The organism is Streptomyces sp. S3(2020) (assembly GCF_013044505.1).
GTDB lineage: Bacteria > Actinomycetota > Actinomycetes > Streptomycetales > Streptomycetaceae > Streptomyces.
In genome coordinates this window covers 25402-40688 of record NZ_JABERD010000055.1, presented here as the reverse complement: position 1 = coordinate 40688, position 15287 = coordinate 25402, and the positions used below count along the sequence as shown (strand labels likewise).

At 67.7% G+C, this 15287-nt stretch carries 13 protein-coding genes and 1 pseudogene; 7 read left to right on the top strand and 7 right to left on the bottom strand.

Translation table 11 applies throughout. From position 1 onward, the window contains the following. Positions 1 to 196: 196 nt before the first annotated feature. The 7 genes from HLK59_RS19505 to HLK59_RS19475 all read left to right on the top strand — a co-directional run bounded on the left by HLK59_RS19505 (position 197) and on the right by HLK59_RS19475 (position 6804). Entirely contained in the window at positions 197 to 853 is a 657-nt protein-coding gene (locus tag HLK59_RS19505) for a sigma factor-like helix-turn-helix DNA-binding protein (protein ID WP_171142746.1), read from the top strand. Positions 854 to 1489: 636 nt separating this feature from the next. Beyond that, positions 1490 to 1681 carry a hypothetical protein gene (locus HLK59_RS19500; protein ID WP_171142745.1) on the top strand — a complete coding sequence of 64 codons (192 nt, stop codon included), beginning with the start codon at positions 1490 to 1492 and terminating at the stop codon, positions 1679 to 1681. Further along, complete coding sequence (locus tag HLK59_RS19495) at positions 1668 to 2189, top strand: DUF6879 family protein (RefSeq protein WP_171142744.1); 522 nt, start codon at positions 1668 to 1670, stop codon at positions 2187 to 2189. Before HLK59_RS19500 ends, HLK59_RS19495 begins: the two co-directional genes overlap by 14 nt. Next, positions 2186 to 3016 carry a helix-turn-helix transcriptional regulator gene (locus HLK59_RS19490; protein ID WP_346779769.1) on the top strand — a complete coding sequence of 277 codons (831 nt, stop codon included), beginning with the start codon at positions 2186 to 2188 and terminating at the stop codon, positions 3014 to 3016. The genes HLK59_RS19495 and HLK59_RS19490 overlap by 4 nt, the downstream gene beginning before the upstream one ends. Beyond that, on the top strand, positions 2997 to 3515 hold the full coding sequence (locus HLK59_RS51115; protein ID WP_240982514.1) for an ATP-binding protein: 519 nt from the start codon (positions 2997 to 2999) through the stop codon (positions 3513 to 3515). The genes HLK59_RS19490 and HLK59_RS51115 overlap by 20 nt, the downstream gene beginning before the upstream one ends. Before the next feature lie 1144 nt (positions 3516 to 4659). Beyond that, a complete protein-coding gene (locus HLK59_RS19480; protein WP_171142742.1) occupies positions 4660 to 6156 on the top strand; it encodes a hypothetical protein in 1497 nt (498 codons plus the stop codon). Positions 6157 to 6159: 3 nt separating this feature from the next. Continuing rightward, on the top strand, positions 6160 to 6804 hold the full coding sequence (locus tag HLK59_RS19475) for a hypothetical protein (RefSeq protein WP_171142741.1): 645 nt from the start codon (positions 6160 to 6162) through the stop codon (positions 6802 to 6804). Between the two features lie 46 nt (positions 6805 to 6850). Here HLK59_RS19475 and HLK59_RS19470 read toward each other — a convergent pair whose 3' ends face one another. From HLK59_RS19470 to HLK59_RS19445, 7 genes and pseudogenes are all read right to left on the bottom strand, one after another. Next, positions 6851 to 8014, bottom strand: a complete 1164-nt coding sequence (locus HLK59_RS19470; protein ID WP_171142740.1) for an SUKH-4 family immunity protein — start codon at positions 8012 to 8014, stop codon at positions 6851 to 6853. A 144-nt stretch (positions 8015 to 8158) separates the two neighbouring features. Then, positions 8159 to 8451 (bottom strand): annotated as a pseudogene (locus HLK59_RS19465) (hypothetical protein). A 28-nt stretch (positions 8452 to 8479) separates the two neighbouring features. Next, positions 8480 to 8602: a hypothetical protein gene (locus HLK59_RS52010; protein WP_277349501.1), complete on the bottom strand. Its 123-nt coding sequence runs from the start codon at positions 8600 to 8602 to the stop codon at positions 8480 to 8482. Next, positions 8599 to 10908 (bottom strand): xanthine dehydrogenase family protein molybdopterin-binding subunit, encoded by a 2310-nt coding sequence (locus tag HLK59_RS19460; RefSeq protein ID WP_171142739.1) that lies wholly within the window; start codon positions 10906 to 10908, stop codon positions 8599 to 8601. Before HLK59_RS19460 ends, HLK59_RS52010 begins: the two co-directional genes overlap by 4 nt. Then, entirely contained in the window at positions 10905 to 12512 is a 1608-nt protein-coding gene (locus tag HLK59_RS19455) for a 2Fe-2S iron-sulfur cluster-binding protein (RefSeq protein ID WP_171142738.1), read from the bottom strand. Before HLK59_RS19455 ends, HLK59_RS19460 begins: the two co-directional genes overlap by 4 nt. Further along, on the bottom strand, positions 12509 to 13402 hold the full coding sequence (locus HLK59_RS19450; protein WP_171142737.1) for an FAD binding domain-containing protein: 894 nt from the start codon (positions 13400 to 13402) through the stop codon (positions 12509 to 12511). Before HLK59_RS19450 ends, HLK59_RS19455 begins: the two co-directional genes overlap by 4 nt. 252 nt (positions 13403 to 13654) lie before the next feature. Next, positions 13655 to 15286, bottom strand: coding sequence for a beta-N-acetylhexosaminidase (locus HLK59_RS19445; protein WP_171142736.1), 1632 nt, complete (start codon positions 15284 to 15286; stop codon positions 13655 to 13657). Between the last annotated feature and the right edge of the window lies 1 nt (position 15287).

Below are 15287 nucleotides of genomic sequence, written 5' to 3'. Positions count from 1 at the left end.
AGAGCGATAGCGGTGCAGCGCCTTAGCGCTGTGCAGCGGTAGCGATGTCCGTTAGGCCGCGCGGCCTGAGCTGCACAGGACTAACTATCCGTCCTGTCGAGAGTCGGCATCCAGCATTAGCGATGCCGTTGGCTCACCCCGTTACTCATCCTCCACTAGCCGTTACTGGCCAGCGTTACTCAACCAAGGAGATTCGATGTACGACGTTACCAACGAACTGCGTTCCATCCGATGTACCCGTAAGACCGTCAACGCGATGGTGTGGGTCATCGTTACTGGAGCAGTTTTCTACAGCCTCATGACTACGACTCCGTTAGTCGCTGCACACTCGGAATGGGAGTGGTCTGGATGGGCTCTAGGAGTCCTCACTGATGCCGCATTCATTCTCTCCATCAGTGCAGATGCAACCCTGTCCAGACATGGGGTCAAGGGGGGAAGGTGGCCAACGGTATTCCGTTGGGTCACCGGTCTTGCTTCCCTCTTCCTCAACACGTGGAGTTCAGTAGATACCGGGGATTTGGTGGGAGTAGCTATCCACTCCATCTCTCCGGGAATCCTCATCTGTGCCGCCGAGGTTTCACCTATCTACCGCCGTAAGTTCCGAGACCTTGAACTAACGCTAACGGAGGCAGTAACGGTGAAGGTAGTAACGCAGTCACTAACGCCAAAGAAGAGTCGGCCGGCCAGGGCTGCTAACGGACGGAGGAAGACGGAGCAGAACAAGGCAGCTATCCGTCAGGCATACCTAGACGGACTAACGCCCACAGAGGCAGCAAAGAGCATCGGAGTAACGAGGGGGTACGTCTCCCAGCGTTACAAGGAGATCAGGGAAGAACTGAAGCTTACGACATAAGAAAGAGGGCACACCGACAAGTGTCGGTGGCCCCTCATCCTGAACAACTTTAGTCCCGAGACTCCCGATCCTTGTTGTAAAGGGCCACTCCACCCCAAGCTATGAGTCCAGCGAGCGCTATTGGGGCGTAACTCTTGAAGTCATCATCTGCAACGGTAGCAACAAGGAAACCACCGAACGGAGCGAGCCCCGCCCCGACTGCCTGCCCGATAGGAGGTCTCGCCAGTATGCCGATGATCCATGCAACAGCTATGAGAAGGAGAGACCCCCACCAAGGAAGGAAGAAAGAGGAGCCAACCACACTTAGCCCAAACACGAAACCCAAGCATCCCAATTCCTGCACAATCCCTCCCGATTCAGTTAACGGAGGGAGTATGACAGCAACTCCCCCCAGGAACACAAGAGACCGGGGATCAAAGGGCCCCCGGTCTCCTCTTCCTGCCTCTCCGTCTCCCTATTCAGTCAGCACACGCCGAAGCCTCGTCCGTGGTTCCTGTGCCCCTTCGCGCCACCCTGAGCACTGCTCAGCCCCCATGTCGAGCCGGTTTCCTGTTCTGGCAACTCAACACCCTTGCGCCTGTGGGTTGGTGATGGCCAGCATCGGGCAGGGACATCAGCAGACCAGGGAGGGACTCCATGAAGGTGACCATGCTTGCGACTACCTGTGACATCAAGGACTGCCCCACCATCTACGCCACGGACAGGGGAACGCTTCTCTTCCAGGGTGAGACTCCCACCGACCACGGCCTAGAGATTCCCGCTCATGAAACGGTCGTTGAACTCCCCGTGGAACTCATCAGGAAGGCCATTGCCGATGGGCTCATCTAAGAGCCTTGCTGAACTCTTCGACACGTTCGAGCGGGAAGCCTTCCGACTTGAGACCCTGGACGACTACAGCAACTCGGGAAACACGAACGCCTATCAAGCGTTCCTCGCCAGCGAACCTCAGCCGGACGACTACAACAGTGCTTGGGTGTCGGAACTCCTCTCCCACACGAGGAAGGGCAAGCGGGTCTATCGGGTGCACATCCTGTCTCGTCCTCTCACTCCCTACCTCCGGTTTGAACTCGGGTGGGGCTACCGGAAGAACGCGACGGGTGGTGAGGAGTTCTTCATCCTCGACACCACGGATAGGCCCAATCCTCTTGACGGAGTAGGAGACTTCTGGCTCTTCGATTCTGCGAGCGCTGCTGTCATGAGCTACGACGACAATGGAGCATTCACGGGGTCTGAGGTTCTCCCAGAAAGCCGGGCACAGGAGTTCATCGAGTACCGGGACAGGGCACTCTCTCAGGCTGTTCCGTTCCTCGAATGGTGGACGAAGTACGGCGAGTGAACAGAGGAGAGCTAGGGGCCGCACTACGGGCACTTCGGCAAGCATCCGGAAAGGAAGCCAAGGCCGTCGCCCGTAGTGCAGTCATGTCCACAAGCAAGCTGAGCAAGATTGAAACGGGGAAGGTTGCCCCTTCTGTTGTAGACGTGGAGAGCATCCTCACGGCCATCGGTGTCTCTGACGAGGTCAAGGCCGAATACCTGGAAGTCGTCCGGGCTTCTACGACGGAAACCACAGCTTGGCGACTTGTCCGACGCATGGGAGTCCATAAGGCTCAGCAGCAGACCAGGGCTCTAGAGACCCAAATGACTTTGCTGCGTCTGTTCCAACCCGCCCTGATTCCCGGACTCCTGCAAACCCCTGAGTACATCCGGGCAATCCTCTCTCGACATGACCTCACTGAAGACGTCCTGAATCGGACCACTACCGCACGCCTTGAACGGCAGCAGGTTCTCTACGATGACGACAAGGCTCTGCGTTTCGTCATCACTGAGAATGTCTTGCGGTGGCGTATCGTGTCGGCCCCCAGGATGGCCGAACAGGTAGACCGGCTCATCTCTCTTTCTCGCTTGCCCAACATAGACATTCACATTGTCCCGTTCACTGCTTCACAGATAGACATCGCCAATCATGCATTCGTTATTCGGGACGACAGGACTGTGTCAGTTGAGACTGTTCATGCTGAGCTAGTGGTCACGGACCCTAGAGATGTTGCAACGTATGTAAGCAAGTTCGAGGGATTCACATCCCTCGCCCTTTCTGGTGACAGCATGCGAGAGATGCTGTCAGGGGTGCGGGATGACTTCTTGCGTGAACAGGAAACTGGGTAGGTCGCTCTGTGCGGTGCCTCTAGCCTTCTGGGGAAGCGACATAGGCCCCAGGGAGCACACCGTGAAGACGACAGTGCCGGAGGATACGGAAAAGCCGGACGTCAAGGAATGGCGTTGGTCGTGCATCGAAGGTAGTGCGCCGCTATCCCGGAAGATACTCAGAAAATGGCTGGCCGGTAGAGGCGCGTCTGACTACGAAGCGGACGCATGTCTTCTCTTCATGGAGCTTTTCTCTAACGCTCTCCGCTTCTGCCCTCCGGATAGGCTCATCCCAACTCGCTGGATGCTCTATGAGGACAGGCTCAGGGTTGAGGTAGACGACGCGTCCGCCCAAGAGCCGGTTGTGACTATCACTTCTGATGAGGCCGAGAACGGCAGAGGTCTCGTCCTGGTGACCTTCCTTGCCGATAAGTGGGGGTCAAGCCACCGGGTCTTCAATGATGGGAGCGGCAACTACATTGCCGGCAAGACTGTGTGGTTCGAACTGCACAGGGCATGAGTCTCCGCCCCGGCGAGGATTACTTCTGTCCAGGTCTGAGAAAAGTATGGCACGAGCCCACGGATTCACGAGTTGGTACAGCATAGCTCTGCACTACTGGGGATTATGGGCATGAAAGAGCGGACCGTGAACTAAGCATCCGCCCCCTAACCTCTTCCTACTTCACTGCATACCCCTCCAATGAGCTGGGGTACGTGACGTAGGGCACACCTATTTATGGTGGATTTTTCAGGGGACTCACCTCCACCTCCACCCAGCCATTTAATAACCCCCGGGTGTGATTCTGGGCAAATCGGGGCATCGAAAAAGAATTGCTGCACCCCTTGGTATTCCTGCTCATGATGGAAGTCCGTGTTCACCGGAGAGAGAAAATCTGGGCAGGGCTAGGCTGTGGTCTCTATTCATTAGGGCATTGCTTCTCATCCATATGATCCAGTGCTTTACCTCCCTATTCACGGCCGGAGGGAGAGTCACCACCACAGCAGGCCAGTCACACGATCCGGCCCACCCCTGAGCTACCCCGTGAGCGTCCGTCTCCCGTGCTGTAGGCGCCACAGCGTCAGGGGTCGACAGAGCCCCTGAGTGGACCCTGGAGGGCCTCTTGAGGGGTCGATGGACACGGGGCGCCATGGCTTCCTGACAGGGCCTCACATGGGTTCGGCCCTCACCTGGTTGAGCTAGGCAAGTCGCTTCGGTACTCGCTGAGCCACTTGACTCAGACTCCGTCCCTGGTCACACTCGTGCCCCTCACAGCTCTAGGTGAGTTACCTGCAAAGCGAGTTACGTGGGTTCGATTCCCGCCACGGCCTCCAGTTGCCTGATCAGGCAGAACGAAATGGCGGCACCTCAGCCGACAGAGCACGAATGCCATCACTCTTTGCCCGGGCATTCTCGATGCTCACGGGAGAATTACCGGGTTCAGACTGCGGCATTGATTTGAGTTCCCCCACAGCTCAGCTCGGCTCCCCTTCACCGCAGCCCACAGAGCTTCACAGCCCTTGCATGCGATGCTCGATGTGGTGAATCTCGATAAACGAAATACGCATCCCCACATAGGCCATTTTTCTCCCCCGGCGCATGATCCGCTGCCATGCTGCCCGCACTGGAGCCGCTGCAGGCTCCTCGCCGGCATCAGGGGGATGTCATGGGCGATCAGGCTTTCTGGAATTCCGGGGACCGCCCCCGGATCTTCATCAACTGGCAGAGTTTCACCGCACAGGGCATCGACAATGCCTGGCAGGGTCCGGTCACGGAAGCGGTGATCAATGCGTATACGCGGTGGCAGAACGCGGGGGTCGACTGCCGATTCCAGTTCTGGAACTACACCGACCGGACCGAGCCGCAGGACGGCGAGATCCTCATCTCGATGAACGAGCGGCACTTCGACACCACACGCATCGCGTCGACCTTCGGCAGCTGGCGCAAGTTCAGTCTGGTCGTCCACCGCAGGAACGGTGCCGACCTCACACCGTGGCCACTGGTTCCCTTCAACGCCCAGCCGGGGCAGATCGACCTCCAGGGCATCTTCCTGCACGAGCTCGGACACTGCTTCTGGCTCGACCACAGCGCCAGCGACCAGGACGCCATGTTCGGTGGCTACGGCTACCACCGCGCCCGCTTCGGCCCGTGGGAGGGCGACGTCGCCAAGGCCAAGGCGATCTACCGCGACTTCGACCGCAACCGGCTGCGCGAGTTCCGGTCCGTCGACGGCGGCAGCTCCTGGTTCGCGCAGGGCACGCAGATCACGGACTACAACAACTACCAGGCACGGACGTGTCTGACGCCGGGTGTCACCTCCGTCGGGACGAGCGGGTTGTTCGCCCTCGGCTGGAGCCACCCCAACCGGATCCCCACCTGGCTGCGCACCGACGGCATCAACTTCCTCTTCAACGGCTGGGTCTACTACGGCGGCGAGCGCTCCGTGCACGGCCCCGCGCTCGCGGACGAGCCCGGTGGGCTGATGCTCATGGCCTGGGTGCACAGCGACGACAACGGCAGCCTCCGGGTCGTCCGCTCCACCAACCAGGGGCAGAGCTGGGCCTGGGCCAACACCCCGGCCGGCGCCACCACCTTCGGCACCCCCGGTCTCGCCTCCACCGTGGTCAACGGCCGCCGCGCCTGGGTGCTGGCCTGGGCGCACTTCGACCGCGCGGACCACGTCGGCACCGGCCGCATCCGCGCCAGCGTCTCCTACGACGACGGCTGGACCTGGTCGACGCCGACCGTGGTGCCCACGAGCTTCGACTACAAGTCGCTGGCAGGTGTGTCCCTGGGTGCCGCTCCCGACAACCGGCTCGTGCTCGGGTTCTCCTGGGCCGGTCCCGACATCTTCTCCATGAACCTGGTCCGCAGTCTCGACTGCGAGGTCGCCGGAGACCGGCTCGTACAACGCGGCACCGGATTCTCCAACGACCGCACCCGCACCCAACCCGCCGTCACCTACGATCCCGGGCGCAATCTCTTCCACCTCTCCTTCCGGGAGCAGAACTTCCTCACCTCGCTGCGCGTCGCGCAGAAGGAGTGGCTCAAGACGTCGTGGTCCGCGGCCCAGCAACTGCCCAACTCCACGTCGAGCACCGCCCCGGCGCTCACCCACAGCCGCGTCGGCAACAACCTTCTCCTGTGGTACGGAGGCGAGTGAGCCATGACGACGCATCTCACGACCACACCGACCCTGCTGCAGCGCATCCGCGACTGCCAGGCGGTCGTCGTCCTGCGCGAGAGCACCCTGGAGTCGGTCACCGAGGACCACGAGGCCCGCGCAGCCCGCCGGTTGGGCACCTTCCGGACCGCGCCCGCCGAGGTACTCAAGGGCAGTGACGAGGGTGAGCTGACCATCCGGATGCTCAGCATCGAGGGCATCGAGGGTTCGGCCGAGCAGCCCGCCTGGCGCCTCTCCCCCGAAGCCGACCGGCCGCAGGTCGCTTTCCTCGTGCGGGAGAACCACACGTCCTGGGTGCCGTACTTCTCGAGTGTCTTCCCGCTCGACGGAGAGCACGTGCTGCTGCCGGACGACGTCGAGGACGACCGGCCGGACCGCGGCTCCCTGGATCTCACCGAGCTGCGCGCACTGATCACCCGGTCTGCCGAGGAGGCACGCGAACGGCAGACGAAACTGTGGGAGGCCGAGCCCGAGATCGCCGCCCGCACGGAGCCCCACCCGGTGCTGGAGACCCCCGAGGCGCCTGCTCCGGGCGCCACGTCCGCCGCGCCGGACGTGGCGGATCCCGGCGGTTCGGCATCGGAGCCTGGTGGTCCGGCGACGGGTCCCGGGGCACCGCAGGCCTGAGCGGCGGGCCGCGAGCGGGGTCGGTCGAAACGTCACGCGGATGACGTCACTGGGCGCTGAGCACCCCGCCCGCCTCGTCCTGGAACGCCTCCGTCCAGTAGTGCCAGGCGACGTCCGTGCCGGTCGGGTCGACGGTCGACAGGACCTGGGTCATGGTGGCCGCCAGCTGGGCGTACGGGCCCTCTGACAGGCCGTGTTCCAGGTTCTCGTCGAGCGCTCGCTCGTGGTGCAGCAGCCAGAGGGTGAAGGCCAGCGTGGAGACGTCCGTGTTCAGCGGGTACAGCCTCGCCTCGGGCTCGCTCCAGTGCAGGACCGCGCCCGTTCTGCCGTCGAGGACGAGGCTGTTGTCCTCGACGAGGTAGCCGAGGCGGATCAAGTGGTCGGCGCCGTCGGGGAGTTCCGCGCCGGGGTCGTCCGCGTGGTGCTCGGCGAGGGTCGGCAGCGGGACGTCCGTGTCCAGTTGGAAGAGGACGGCGTCCTCGGGCAGGCCGGTGTCGCGCAGGAAACGGCGGGTCGGTTCGTGCGTGAGCGTGGCGGGGAAGTCGACGTCCTCGAAACGCCAGACCCCGCCCTGCCCGAACTCCTGGTCCAGGAGACGGGCGGGAAGGTCCAGGGCCGACCCGGACGATGTGCCCGGGCCCGCGACGAGGGACAGCGGGCGGATCAGCGCCGCCATCCGCCAGTACGACGGCACCTCACCGTCCACACCCTCCTCGAAGACCGCGAGCAGCTGACGCGAGGCCTCCGCCGCCACCTGCGGTCCGAAGCGGCCGGCGTAGGAGGCGAACTGTCCGCGCAGCCCGGCCAGTTCCTCCGCCGCCGTCGCGAAGCGCACCAGCTTCTCCAGCGAGGGGGCCAGCGGGCGGCGCTCCATCAGCTCCGGGGTGTCGTACCAGAAGTCGGTCGTGGACACCTCGCCCGTCGCGCCGTCGAGCAGGACCGGTTCCGTCTCCTGGCCCTCGATGTCGAGCAGTCCGCCTATGACCAGCTGGTCCCGCAGCTCCTCGGCCAGCCGCCCCTCGGGGTCGCCGGTCGCGTCGGTCACCGTCCGCAGGCCCTCGCGCTCCAGCTCCGTGAAGCTCAGCAGGCCGATGCCGGAGGGCAGTCCGGGCCCCGCCAGCCAGCGGCGCGTCGAGGCGTGGGTGACGAAGCGTTCCAGGTCGTCGTCGGTCAGGGTGATCACCGCGGTCGCGGTGGCGGTCGTGCTCATTGGTCCCCCGTGCGTGCAAAGAACTCGCTGTCCCCGAACAGGGCAGGACGGGCCGAACGGCGCAGATCCCAGATCCCGCCGTCGTTCCCCACTGACAGGAACCCTACGCGGCACCACTGACAACGCCCCTTGGCTCAGAAGACGTCAGGCGACCCTCGCGCGTTCCCTCCCCGCCAGAATCGCCTCCACCGTCTCCCCCACCGACAGCTCCGAGGTGTCCAGCCACGGACCGATCCGCGGTGTCCGCTCCCGCAGCACCCGGTCCAGTCCCGTGACCGACCAGTACGCCCCGTACCCCGCCTTGCCCCTCGTCGCCACCGTCGTAGTCCCGGCGTACGGAGACGATCATCCGTCGGAAGAGGTCCCAGCGGACGTGCGCGGCACGCGGCAATCGCTCGGCGAGTGCCTGGGCAACCGTCGACTTCCCGTACGCCCATCACGCCGGTCACGAGGACCGCCCGGGCGTCACGTCAGATAGACGCCACCGAGCACGACCACGATCGCCGCCAGCGCGAACACCAGGATCCACACCAGCAACTTCCCCACGCTGGGCGGAGGTTCGTACCGCTGCGGATCCCGCGCGCTCACTGTGCCGTCACCACCGCGGCCTGCGGCCGGATCGGCAGCCGGTTCACGGGGCGCCCGGTGGCGGCCCGTACGGCGGAGGCGATGGCCGCCGGTGACGTCACCACCGGCACCGCGCTGACCGCCTTCGCGCCGAAGGGGGCGACCACGTCCCGCTCCTCGACCAGCTTCACGATCCGGATGTCCGGTGCGTCCAGGGCCGTCGGCAGCGAGTAGCCCGTGAGGTCGGGGTGGCGGATCAGCCCGCGCGCGGTGCGCAGGTTCTCCGTCAGCGCTATGCCCACGCCCTGGGTGACGCCCGCCTCGATGCGCGCGGCGAGCTGGGCCGGGTTCAGGATCCGTCCCACGTCCTGGGCGACGGCGAGTTCGACGACGCGGACCGAACCGAGTTCGATGTCGACGTCCACCACCGCGCGGATCGCGCAGAAGGCCATGCCCACGAAGGCGTCGCCCTGGCCGGACTCGTTCAGGGGTTCCGTGGGGTGCGGACGGCACTGCGCCGTCGCCCACAGCTCCTTGCCGTCCATCGCCTCGGTGACGGTGGTCGACAGGACGCCGTCGTACGAGGTGATCTTGCCGTCGGTGATCTGGAGCAGCTCGGTGGACATCCCGAACTTGTGCGCGAGCGGCTGGAGCAGTTGCGTACGGACCATCTTCGCGGCCCGTTCCACCGCGCCGCCCGAGACCCACGTGTGCCGGCCTCGGCAGCCGGGGCCCGCCGGGGGCTGGTCGGTGTCCACGGGCGCGACGTGCACCTCGTCGATACCGAGGGTCTCCTGGACGATCTGGCGGGCCAGCGTCGTGAAGCCCTGGCCGCTCTCGACGGCCGCGCACAGGACCGTGGCCACCCCGTCGTGGACCTTCACCGTGGCGGTGGAGACCTCGTCGGCGCCCTCCGCGCCGAGCATGTGCACCATGCCGAGGCCGTAGCCCACACCGCGTCGGATCGCGCCCGGCTCGCCCGCGCCCTCGGGGCCGCCGGGCAGCAGCCACTCGTCCTCGGGGGTGTCCTTGGGCAGCGCGGGCAGCGGGAAGTCCCGCACGGCCTGCAACAGCTCCGCCACGGGTGCGGGGCACGTCACCGTCTGGCCGGTCGGCAGCACGTCGCCGGTGGCGAGCGCGTTGCGCAGGCGCAGCTCCGCCGGGTCGATGCCGAGCTTCTTGGCCAGCTTGTCCATCTGCGCCTCGTAGGCGGCGCAGACCTGCATGGCGCCCTCGCCGCGCACATGGCCGGAGGGCGGGTTGTTGGTGCGTACGGCCCAGCCCTCGATGAAGGCGTTCGGGACGACGTACGGGCCGCAGGCGAAGCCCACGGCGGCGGCGAGGGCTTCGGCGGAGGTGTCGGCGTAGGCGCCCGCGTCGAGCAGGATCTGCGCCTCGACCTTCACCAGCCGGCCCTCGGCGTCGGCGTGGTGGCGGTATCTGAGGAGCGTCGGGTGGCGGTGCGCGTGGCCGAGGAAGGACTCCTCGCGCGTAGCGGTGAGTTTGACCGGGCAGCCCGTCTTGAGTGCCAGCAGGCCGAGCGGGAGCTGGACGCCCTGGTCCTCGCGGTCGGCGGTGGCGCCGGGGACGCCGGTGACGACGATCTTGACGCGCTCGGGTTCCAGGCCGTAGCAGGCGGCGGCGGTGTCCCGGTCGGTGTGCGGGTCGGTGGAGGCCAGGTACAGCTCGACGCCGCCGTCGGGGCGCGGCACGGCGAGGCCGGCCTCGGCGCCGATGGGGGCGGGGTCCTGGCGGCCGATGCGGTACTGGCCCTCGACGACGATCTCGCCGTTCACGGACGGGTCGCCGTGGTGCAGCGGGATGTGCCGGATCAGGTTGCCGTCGGCGTGCAGCGGCTCGGCCTCGAAGGCCTGTTCGGGGTCGGTGACCGGGTCGAGCACCTCGTACTCGACGATGACGGCCGCGGCGGCCATCCGCGCGGTGTCGGGGTGGTCGGCGGCGACGGCCGCGATGGGTTCGCCGTGGTGGCGTACGACCTCGGAGGCGAAGACCGGGCGGTCGGCCTTGCCGCGGCCGTGCACCGGGCTGCCGGGCACGTCCTCGTGTGTGACGACGGCGCGTACGCCGGGCATCTCGCGCGCGTGGGACGTGTCGATGGACACGATGCGCGCGTGCGCGTGCGGGGAGCGCAGTACGGCCGCCCACAGCAGGCCCTCGGCCCACAGGTCGGCCGCGTACGGGAAGGTGCCCTCGGTCTTGGCGCGGGCGTCGGCGGCCGGCAGGGAGACGCCGATGCCGTGCGGGATCGGCTCGGGGGCGGGGGCTGCCTCCGCGGGGGTGGTCGCGGTGGCGGCTTCGTTGCTCACGCCTGGCCTCCGTCCTGTCCGTACGCCTGGTCATGGCGCGGCTCGAAGGCCGACGGGTTGACGCCGCCGGCTCCGGGGCCCGCCTGATGCGGGATACGTGCCTCGTCCGTGTCCGACTCAGATTCCGCCGCGGCGTGCGCCTCGCGCTCCGCGACCACCGCCTGAACGGCGTCCACGACGCCTCGGTAGCCGGAGCAGCGGCAGAGGTTGCCGCACAGCGCCTGGCGGGTCTCCAGCTCGGACGGCGCCGGGTTGCCCTCCAGGAGGTCGTGCACGGTCATCGCCATGCCGGGCACGCAGAACCCGCACTGCACCGCGCCGCACTTGGCGAGCGCGCGCTGCACGTCGGAGGGCCGCCCGTCCTCGGCGAGGCCCTCGACGGTACGGACCTCGCTGCCGGCGGCGGTGACGGCGGGCACCAGGCAGGAGGCGACGAGCCGTCCGTCGACCTGGACGTTGCACGCCCCGCACTCGCCCTGCGAGCAGCCGTCCTTGGCGCCCGCGAGGCCGAGCCGCTCCCGCAGCACGTAGAGCAGCGACTCGCCGATCCAGGCGTCGGCGACGGGGCGTTCGACGCCGTTGACGCGCAGGACGTAGGAGGCGAGGGGGTGTTCCTCGCCGGAGGGCGCGGGGGCGTGCTCGTCGGCGGCCTCGGGATCGGCGGCGGGCTCGTCCGCGGCTTCCGGTACGGCGTCGTCGTCGCCGTCCGCCGGGGCGTGCTCCGCGTGCGGCTCAGCGGCCTCCACGGCGTCCGGGGCGGCCTCAAACGCCTCGGTGTCCGCCGCTGCCTCACCGGGGCTTCCAGCGGGCCGTGAGGCGGCTCCGGTGTGGCGGTGCGGCGGAGCCGGGTCGTGCGGCTGGGCCGGGTCGTGTTCCTGAGGCGAGTCGTGCGACTGCCCGGGATCGTGCGCCTCCGGGCCCGCCGCCACGCGTGCGTGGGCGTCCGGCTCGAGCCGGTCCGTCGGAGCGGCGAGCGCGTCGGCCGGCGCGTGCCCGTTCCCGTCCGGTCCGCCGTGCTCGTGCACGGCCGCGCCGCCGTCCGCGCCGTGGTCGTCCCACGGCTGGCCCGTCGGTGTCGCCCACGGGGCGGCCGCGCCGCCGGGCAGGGTGGCCGGCGGTGTGCCGCCCCACTGCTCGACCAGGGACGAGGTGGTGAACTCTCCCGATTCGTCCGGAAGGTCACCGCCGGCGACGGGGATCGACCACTGCCCGGTCACGTCGTGACCCGGCGCGGGGGCGAGCTCCGCGGCCTCCGTGTGCTCCTGGAAGTTCCACTGCCCGGTCGCGCCCGGGTTGTACATGAACCGGTCGTCCCCGGCGCCCTGCGGCACGGCGTTCGGGTCGGGCCACCGGGTGCCGTCGGCGGGCACCGCCCAGGCGCCGGTGGCCGCCGGGTCGGCGGCGTCGGGAGCCACCGCTATCTGCGGCGGCACATAGCCGTGTCCGGGCGCGGCGAGCGGGCTGTCGGAGGCCAGCAGGGCCTCGATCCCGCCCTCGGGGAGCTTCACGAAGGCGGTCGCGCCGTCGTCGTAGTCCCCCTGGGGCAGCGGGTCCCAGCGGCCGCCGCCCTGGGGTGTGCCCTCTCCGTGCCGGTCGTCGGTCACGACAGCGCCCTCCCCAGTGCTCGTCGGGCCAGCGCGGCGACGGTGCGCCGCAGGTGCAGTACGCCGGGCGGAAGCGGTTGCACGGAGCCGTCCGGCTCCGGGGCCGCGTCGGGGATGCAGGCCGCGGCGACGTACTCGCCGAAGGCGTTCAGCGCCTCCGGGACGAGTGTGCGGTTGTTGTCCCAGTCGATCAGCCGGCCCACCCACTGCTCGGCGTCCAGGGGCCGCAGCGGCATCGGCGCTATGGCTCCGACGGCGCACCTGACTCCGCGCCGGGCGGGGTCCAGGACGAGCGCGACGGAGGCCATCGCGCGGCCGGGGCCGGTGCGGCCGGTGGCCTTGAGGAAGACCTGCGGCGCGTGCAGCAGCGGCACGCGCACGAAGCCGATGAGTTCGCCGGCGCGCAGCATCTCCATGCCGGCCAGCAGATGCGACACCGGGATCTCCCGGCGGGCTCCGTTCGGGCCCGCGATGATCAGGGTCGCTTCGAGGGCGGCGAGGACCGGGAGCGCGTCGCCGGTCGGGGACGCCGTGGCGATGTTGCCGCCCAGGGTGCCCGCGTTGCGGATCTGCGGCGGGCCCGCCGCGCGTGCCGAGGCGGCGAGCGCGGGGATGAGGGCGGCGAAGTCGGGGCGGCCCATGCGCGCGTGCGTGAGTCCGGCGCCGAGCAGGGCGTGTCCGTCCTGGTACTGCCAGCCGCGGATCTCGCTGATGCGGCCGAGGCCCACCAGGGCGGCGGGCCTGAGCTGGCCGGAGTTGACGGCGGCCATGAGGTCGGTGCCGCCCGCGACGGGCACGGCTGCGGGCATGGCGGTGAGGGCCGTCACTGCCTCGTCCAGCGTCGTGGGCAGCGTGACGGTCTGCGCCGCCTGCGGTGCGTGCGTGCTCAAACCGGCTGCCCCTTCCCGCTGCCCCACCTGGTCCCAGCTGGTCCCACCTGTTGCTGCCGTACGGTACGTGCTGACAGGGCGGACGTGGCAACTCTGGCACATCTTCGCAGGGGCCGAAGACAGGGGTCCGCTAGGAGGCATTCACCCACGTCGTCGGGGAGATGGTCCGTTTTCGTACGGCATCACCGGTGCGTACGGATTGACACTCTTCGGTGACGCTTGCGGGTTTTATCCATAACCTGTTCGGGAGACCTACCGGTTCGGGGGCGGCCCCTCGATCGGCCGGCCGAGCACTCCTGGGCGCCGCTGCCAGGGCAGCGGTCCGGTGGGCGGCCGGTAGGAGACACCCAGGGCGTCAAGTCGCTCGTAGTGCTGTTCCATTCGCCGCTCGAAGTCGGGGTAGTCGCGCTCCGCCGGGGCGGGCAGATCACTCCAGGCGACCTCGGCGAAGGCCGAAAGCCTGGGGAAGGCCTGGTAGTCCACGCGTGCGTGGTCCTCCATCACCTCGGTCCACAGGTTGGCCTGCGTGCCGACCACATGCGCCGCTTCCGCCGAGGTCAGCTCGGGTGGAACGGGTTCGAAGCGGTACACGTCCTCCAGCGTGCGGACGTAGCCGATGGGGACCGGCTCGTCCGCGCCCTCGTGCTGGCGGTGGTCCAAGTACACCTGCTGTTCAGGACACATGACGACGTCATGGCCCGCGCGCGCGGCCGTGACGCCACCGGCGTACCCGCGCCACGAGGACACGGCCGCGCCCCGGGCGAGACCGCCCTCCAGGATCTCGTCCCAGCCGATGAGCCGACGGCCGCGCGCGGTGAGCCAGGTGTCGAAGTGACCGATGAACCACGACTGGAGCCCGTCCTCGTCGCCGACCCCGAGTTCCTTGATACGGGACTGTGCGAGGGGTGAGGCCCGCCACTGGTCCTTGGGGCATTCGTCGCCGCCGACGTGAATGAACTCACTCGGGAACAGTTCCAGGAGTTCCTCGAAGACGCCCTCGTAGAAGCGCAGGGTGTTGTCAGTGGGGGCGAGTACGTTTTCGGAGATGCCCCAGGTGTCCCAGACGGAGAGGGAGGTCGTGTCGATGACGTCGGTGTTGCCGAGTTCCGGGTACGCGGCGATGGCGGCCTGCGAGTGGCCGGGTACGTCGATTTCGGGGACGACGGTGATATGCCGCTCGGCGGCGTAGGCCACGATCTCCCGGATGTCGTCCTGCGTGTAGTAGCCACCGTGCGGCTTCTCCTCCCACAACGGCGAGGCCCGGTGGCCGAATTTGGTACGCGCCCGCCATGAGCCGACCTCGGTCAGCCGGGGGTACCTCCCGATCTCGATCCGCCAGCCCTGGTCGTCCGTCAAGTGGAAGTGGAAGACGTTGAGTTTGTGGGCGGCCATCAGGTCGAGGTAGCGCAGGACACCGTCCTTGGGCATGAAGTGCCGGGCCACGTCGAGCATGAGGCCGCGCCAGCGGAAGCGGGGGGCGTCCTCGATGGTCTGGTGCTGGACGCCGTATTCGAGTCCGGGGCCGATCGGAGCGCGCCGGAAGGCGTCGGGGCCGAGGAGTTGACGCAGTGACTGCGCGGCCCAGAACACCCCGGCCGGGCCGCCGCCCGTGATCTCGACACCCCAGCCGGAGGTCACCTTCAGCCGGTACCCCTCCGGGTCCAGGCTGTCGTCGAGCCGCAGCGTGACGCTGTTCTCGGCGCCTTCCTGCCCCGGCGGCAGCGGCAGCCCGAGGGCCGCGCCCAGCGTGGAGCGCAGCCACCGCTGCGTGCCCTCGGTGCCCGGCGCGCCCCACAGGGCGGTGTCCGCCCCGAAGACGAACCCGCACCGGGCGGGTCCCTCGACGGCGCGCGGCGCCGGAATCAGATCCGCAAGTGAAGTCACG

Bases quoted from the DNA above. Each gene is read 5' to 3' on its own strand.
- HLK59_RS19480 (WP_171142742.1), top strand. From the start codon at position 4,660: ATGGGCGATCAGGCTTTCTGGAATTCCGGGGACCGCCCCCGGATCTTC.
- HLK59_RS19495 (WP_171142744.1), top strand. From the start codon at position 1,668: ATGGGCTCATCTAAGAGCCTTGCTGAACTCTTCGACACGTTCGAGCGG.
- HLK59_RS19475 (WP_171142741.1), top strand. From the start codon at position 6,160: ATGACGACGCATCTCACGACCACACCGACCCTGCTGCAGCGCATCCGC.
- HLK59_RS19500 (WP_171142745.1), top strand. From the start codon at position 1,490: ATGAAGGTGACCATGCTTGCGACTACCTGTGACATCAAGGACTGCCCC.
- HLK59_RS19470 (WP_171142740.1), bottom strand. From the start codon at position 8,014: ATGAGCACGACCGCCACCGCGACCGCGGTGATCACCCTGACCGACGAC.
- HLK59_RS19505 (WP_171142746.1), top strand. From the start codon at position 197: ATGTACGACGTTACCAACGAACTGCGTTCCATCCGATGTACCCGTAAG.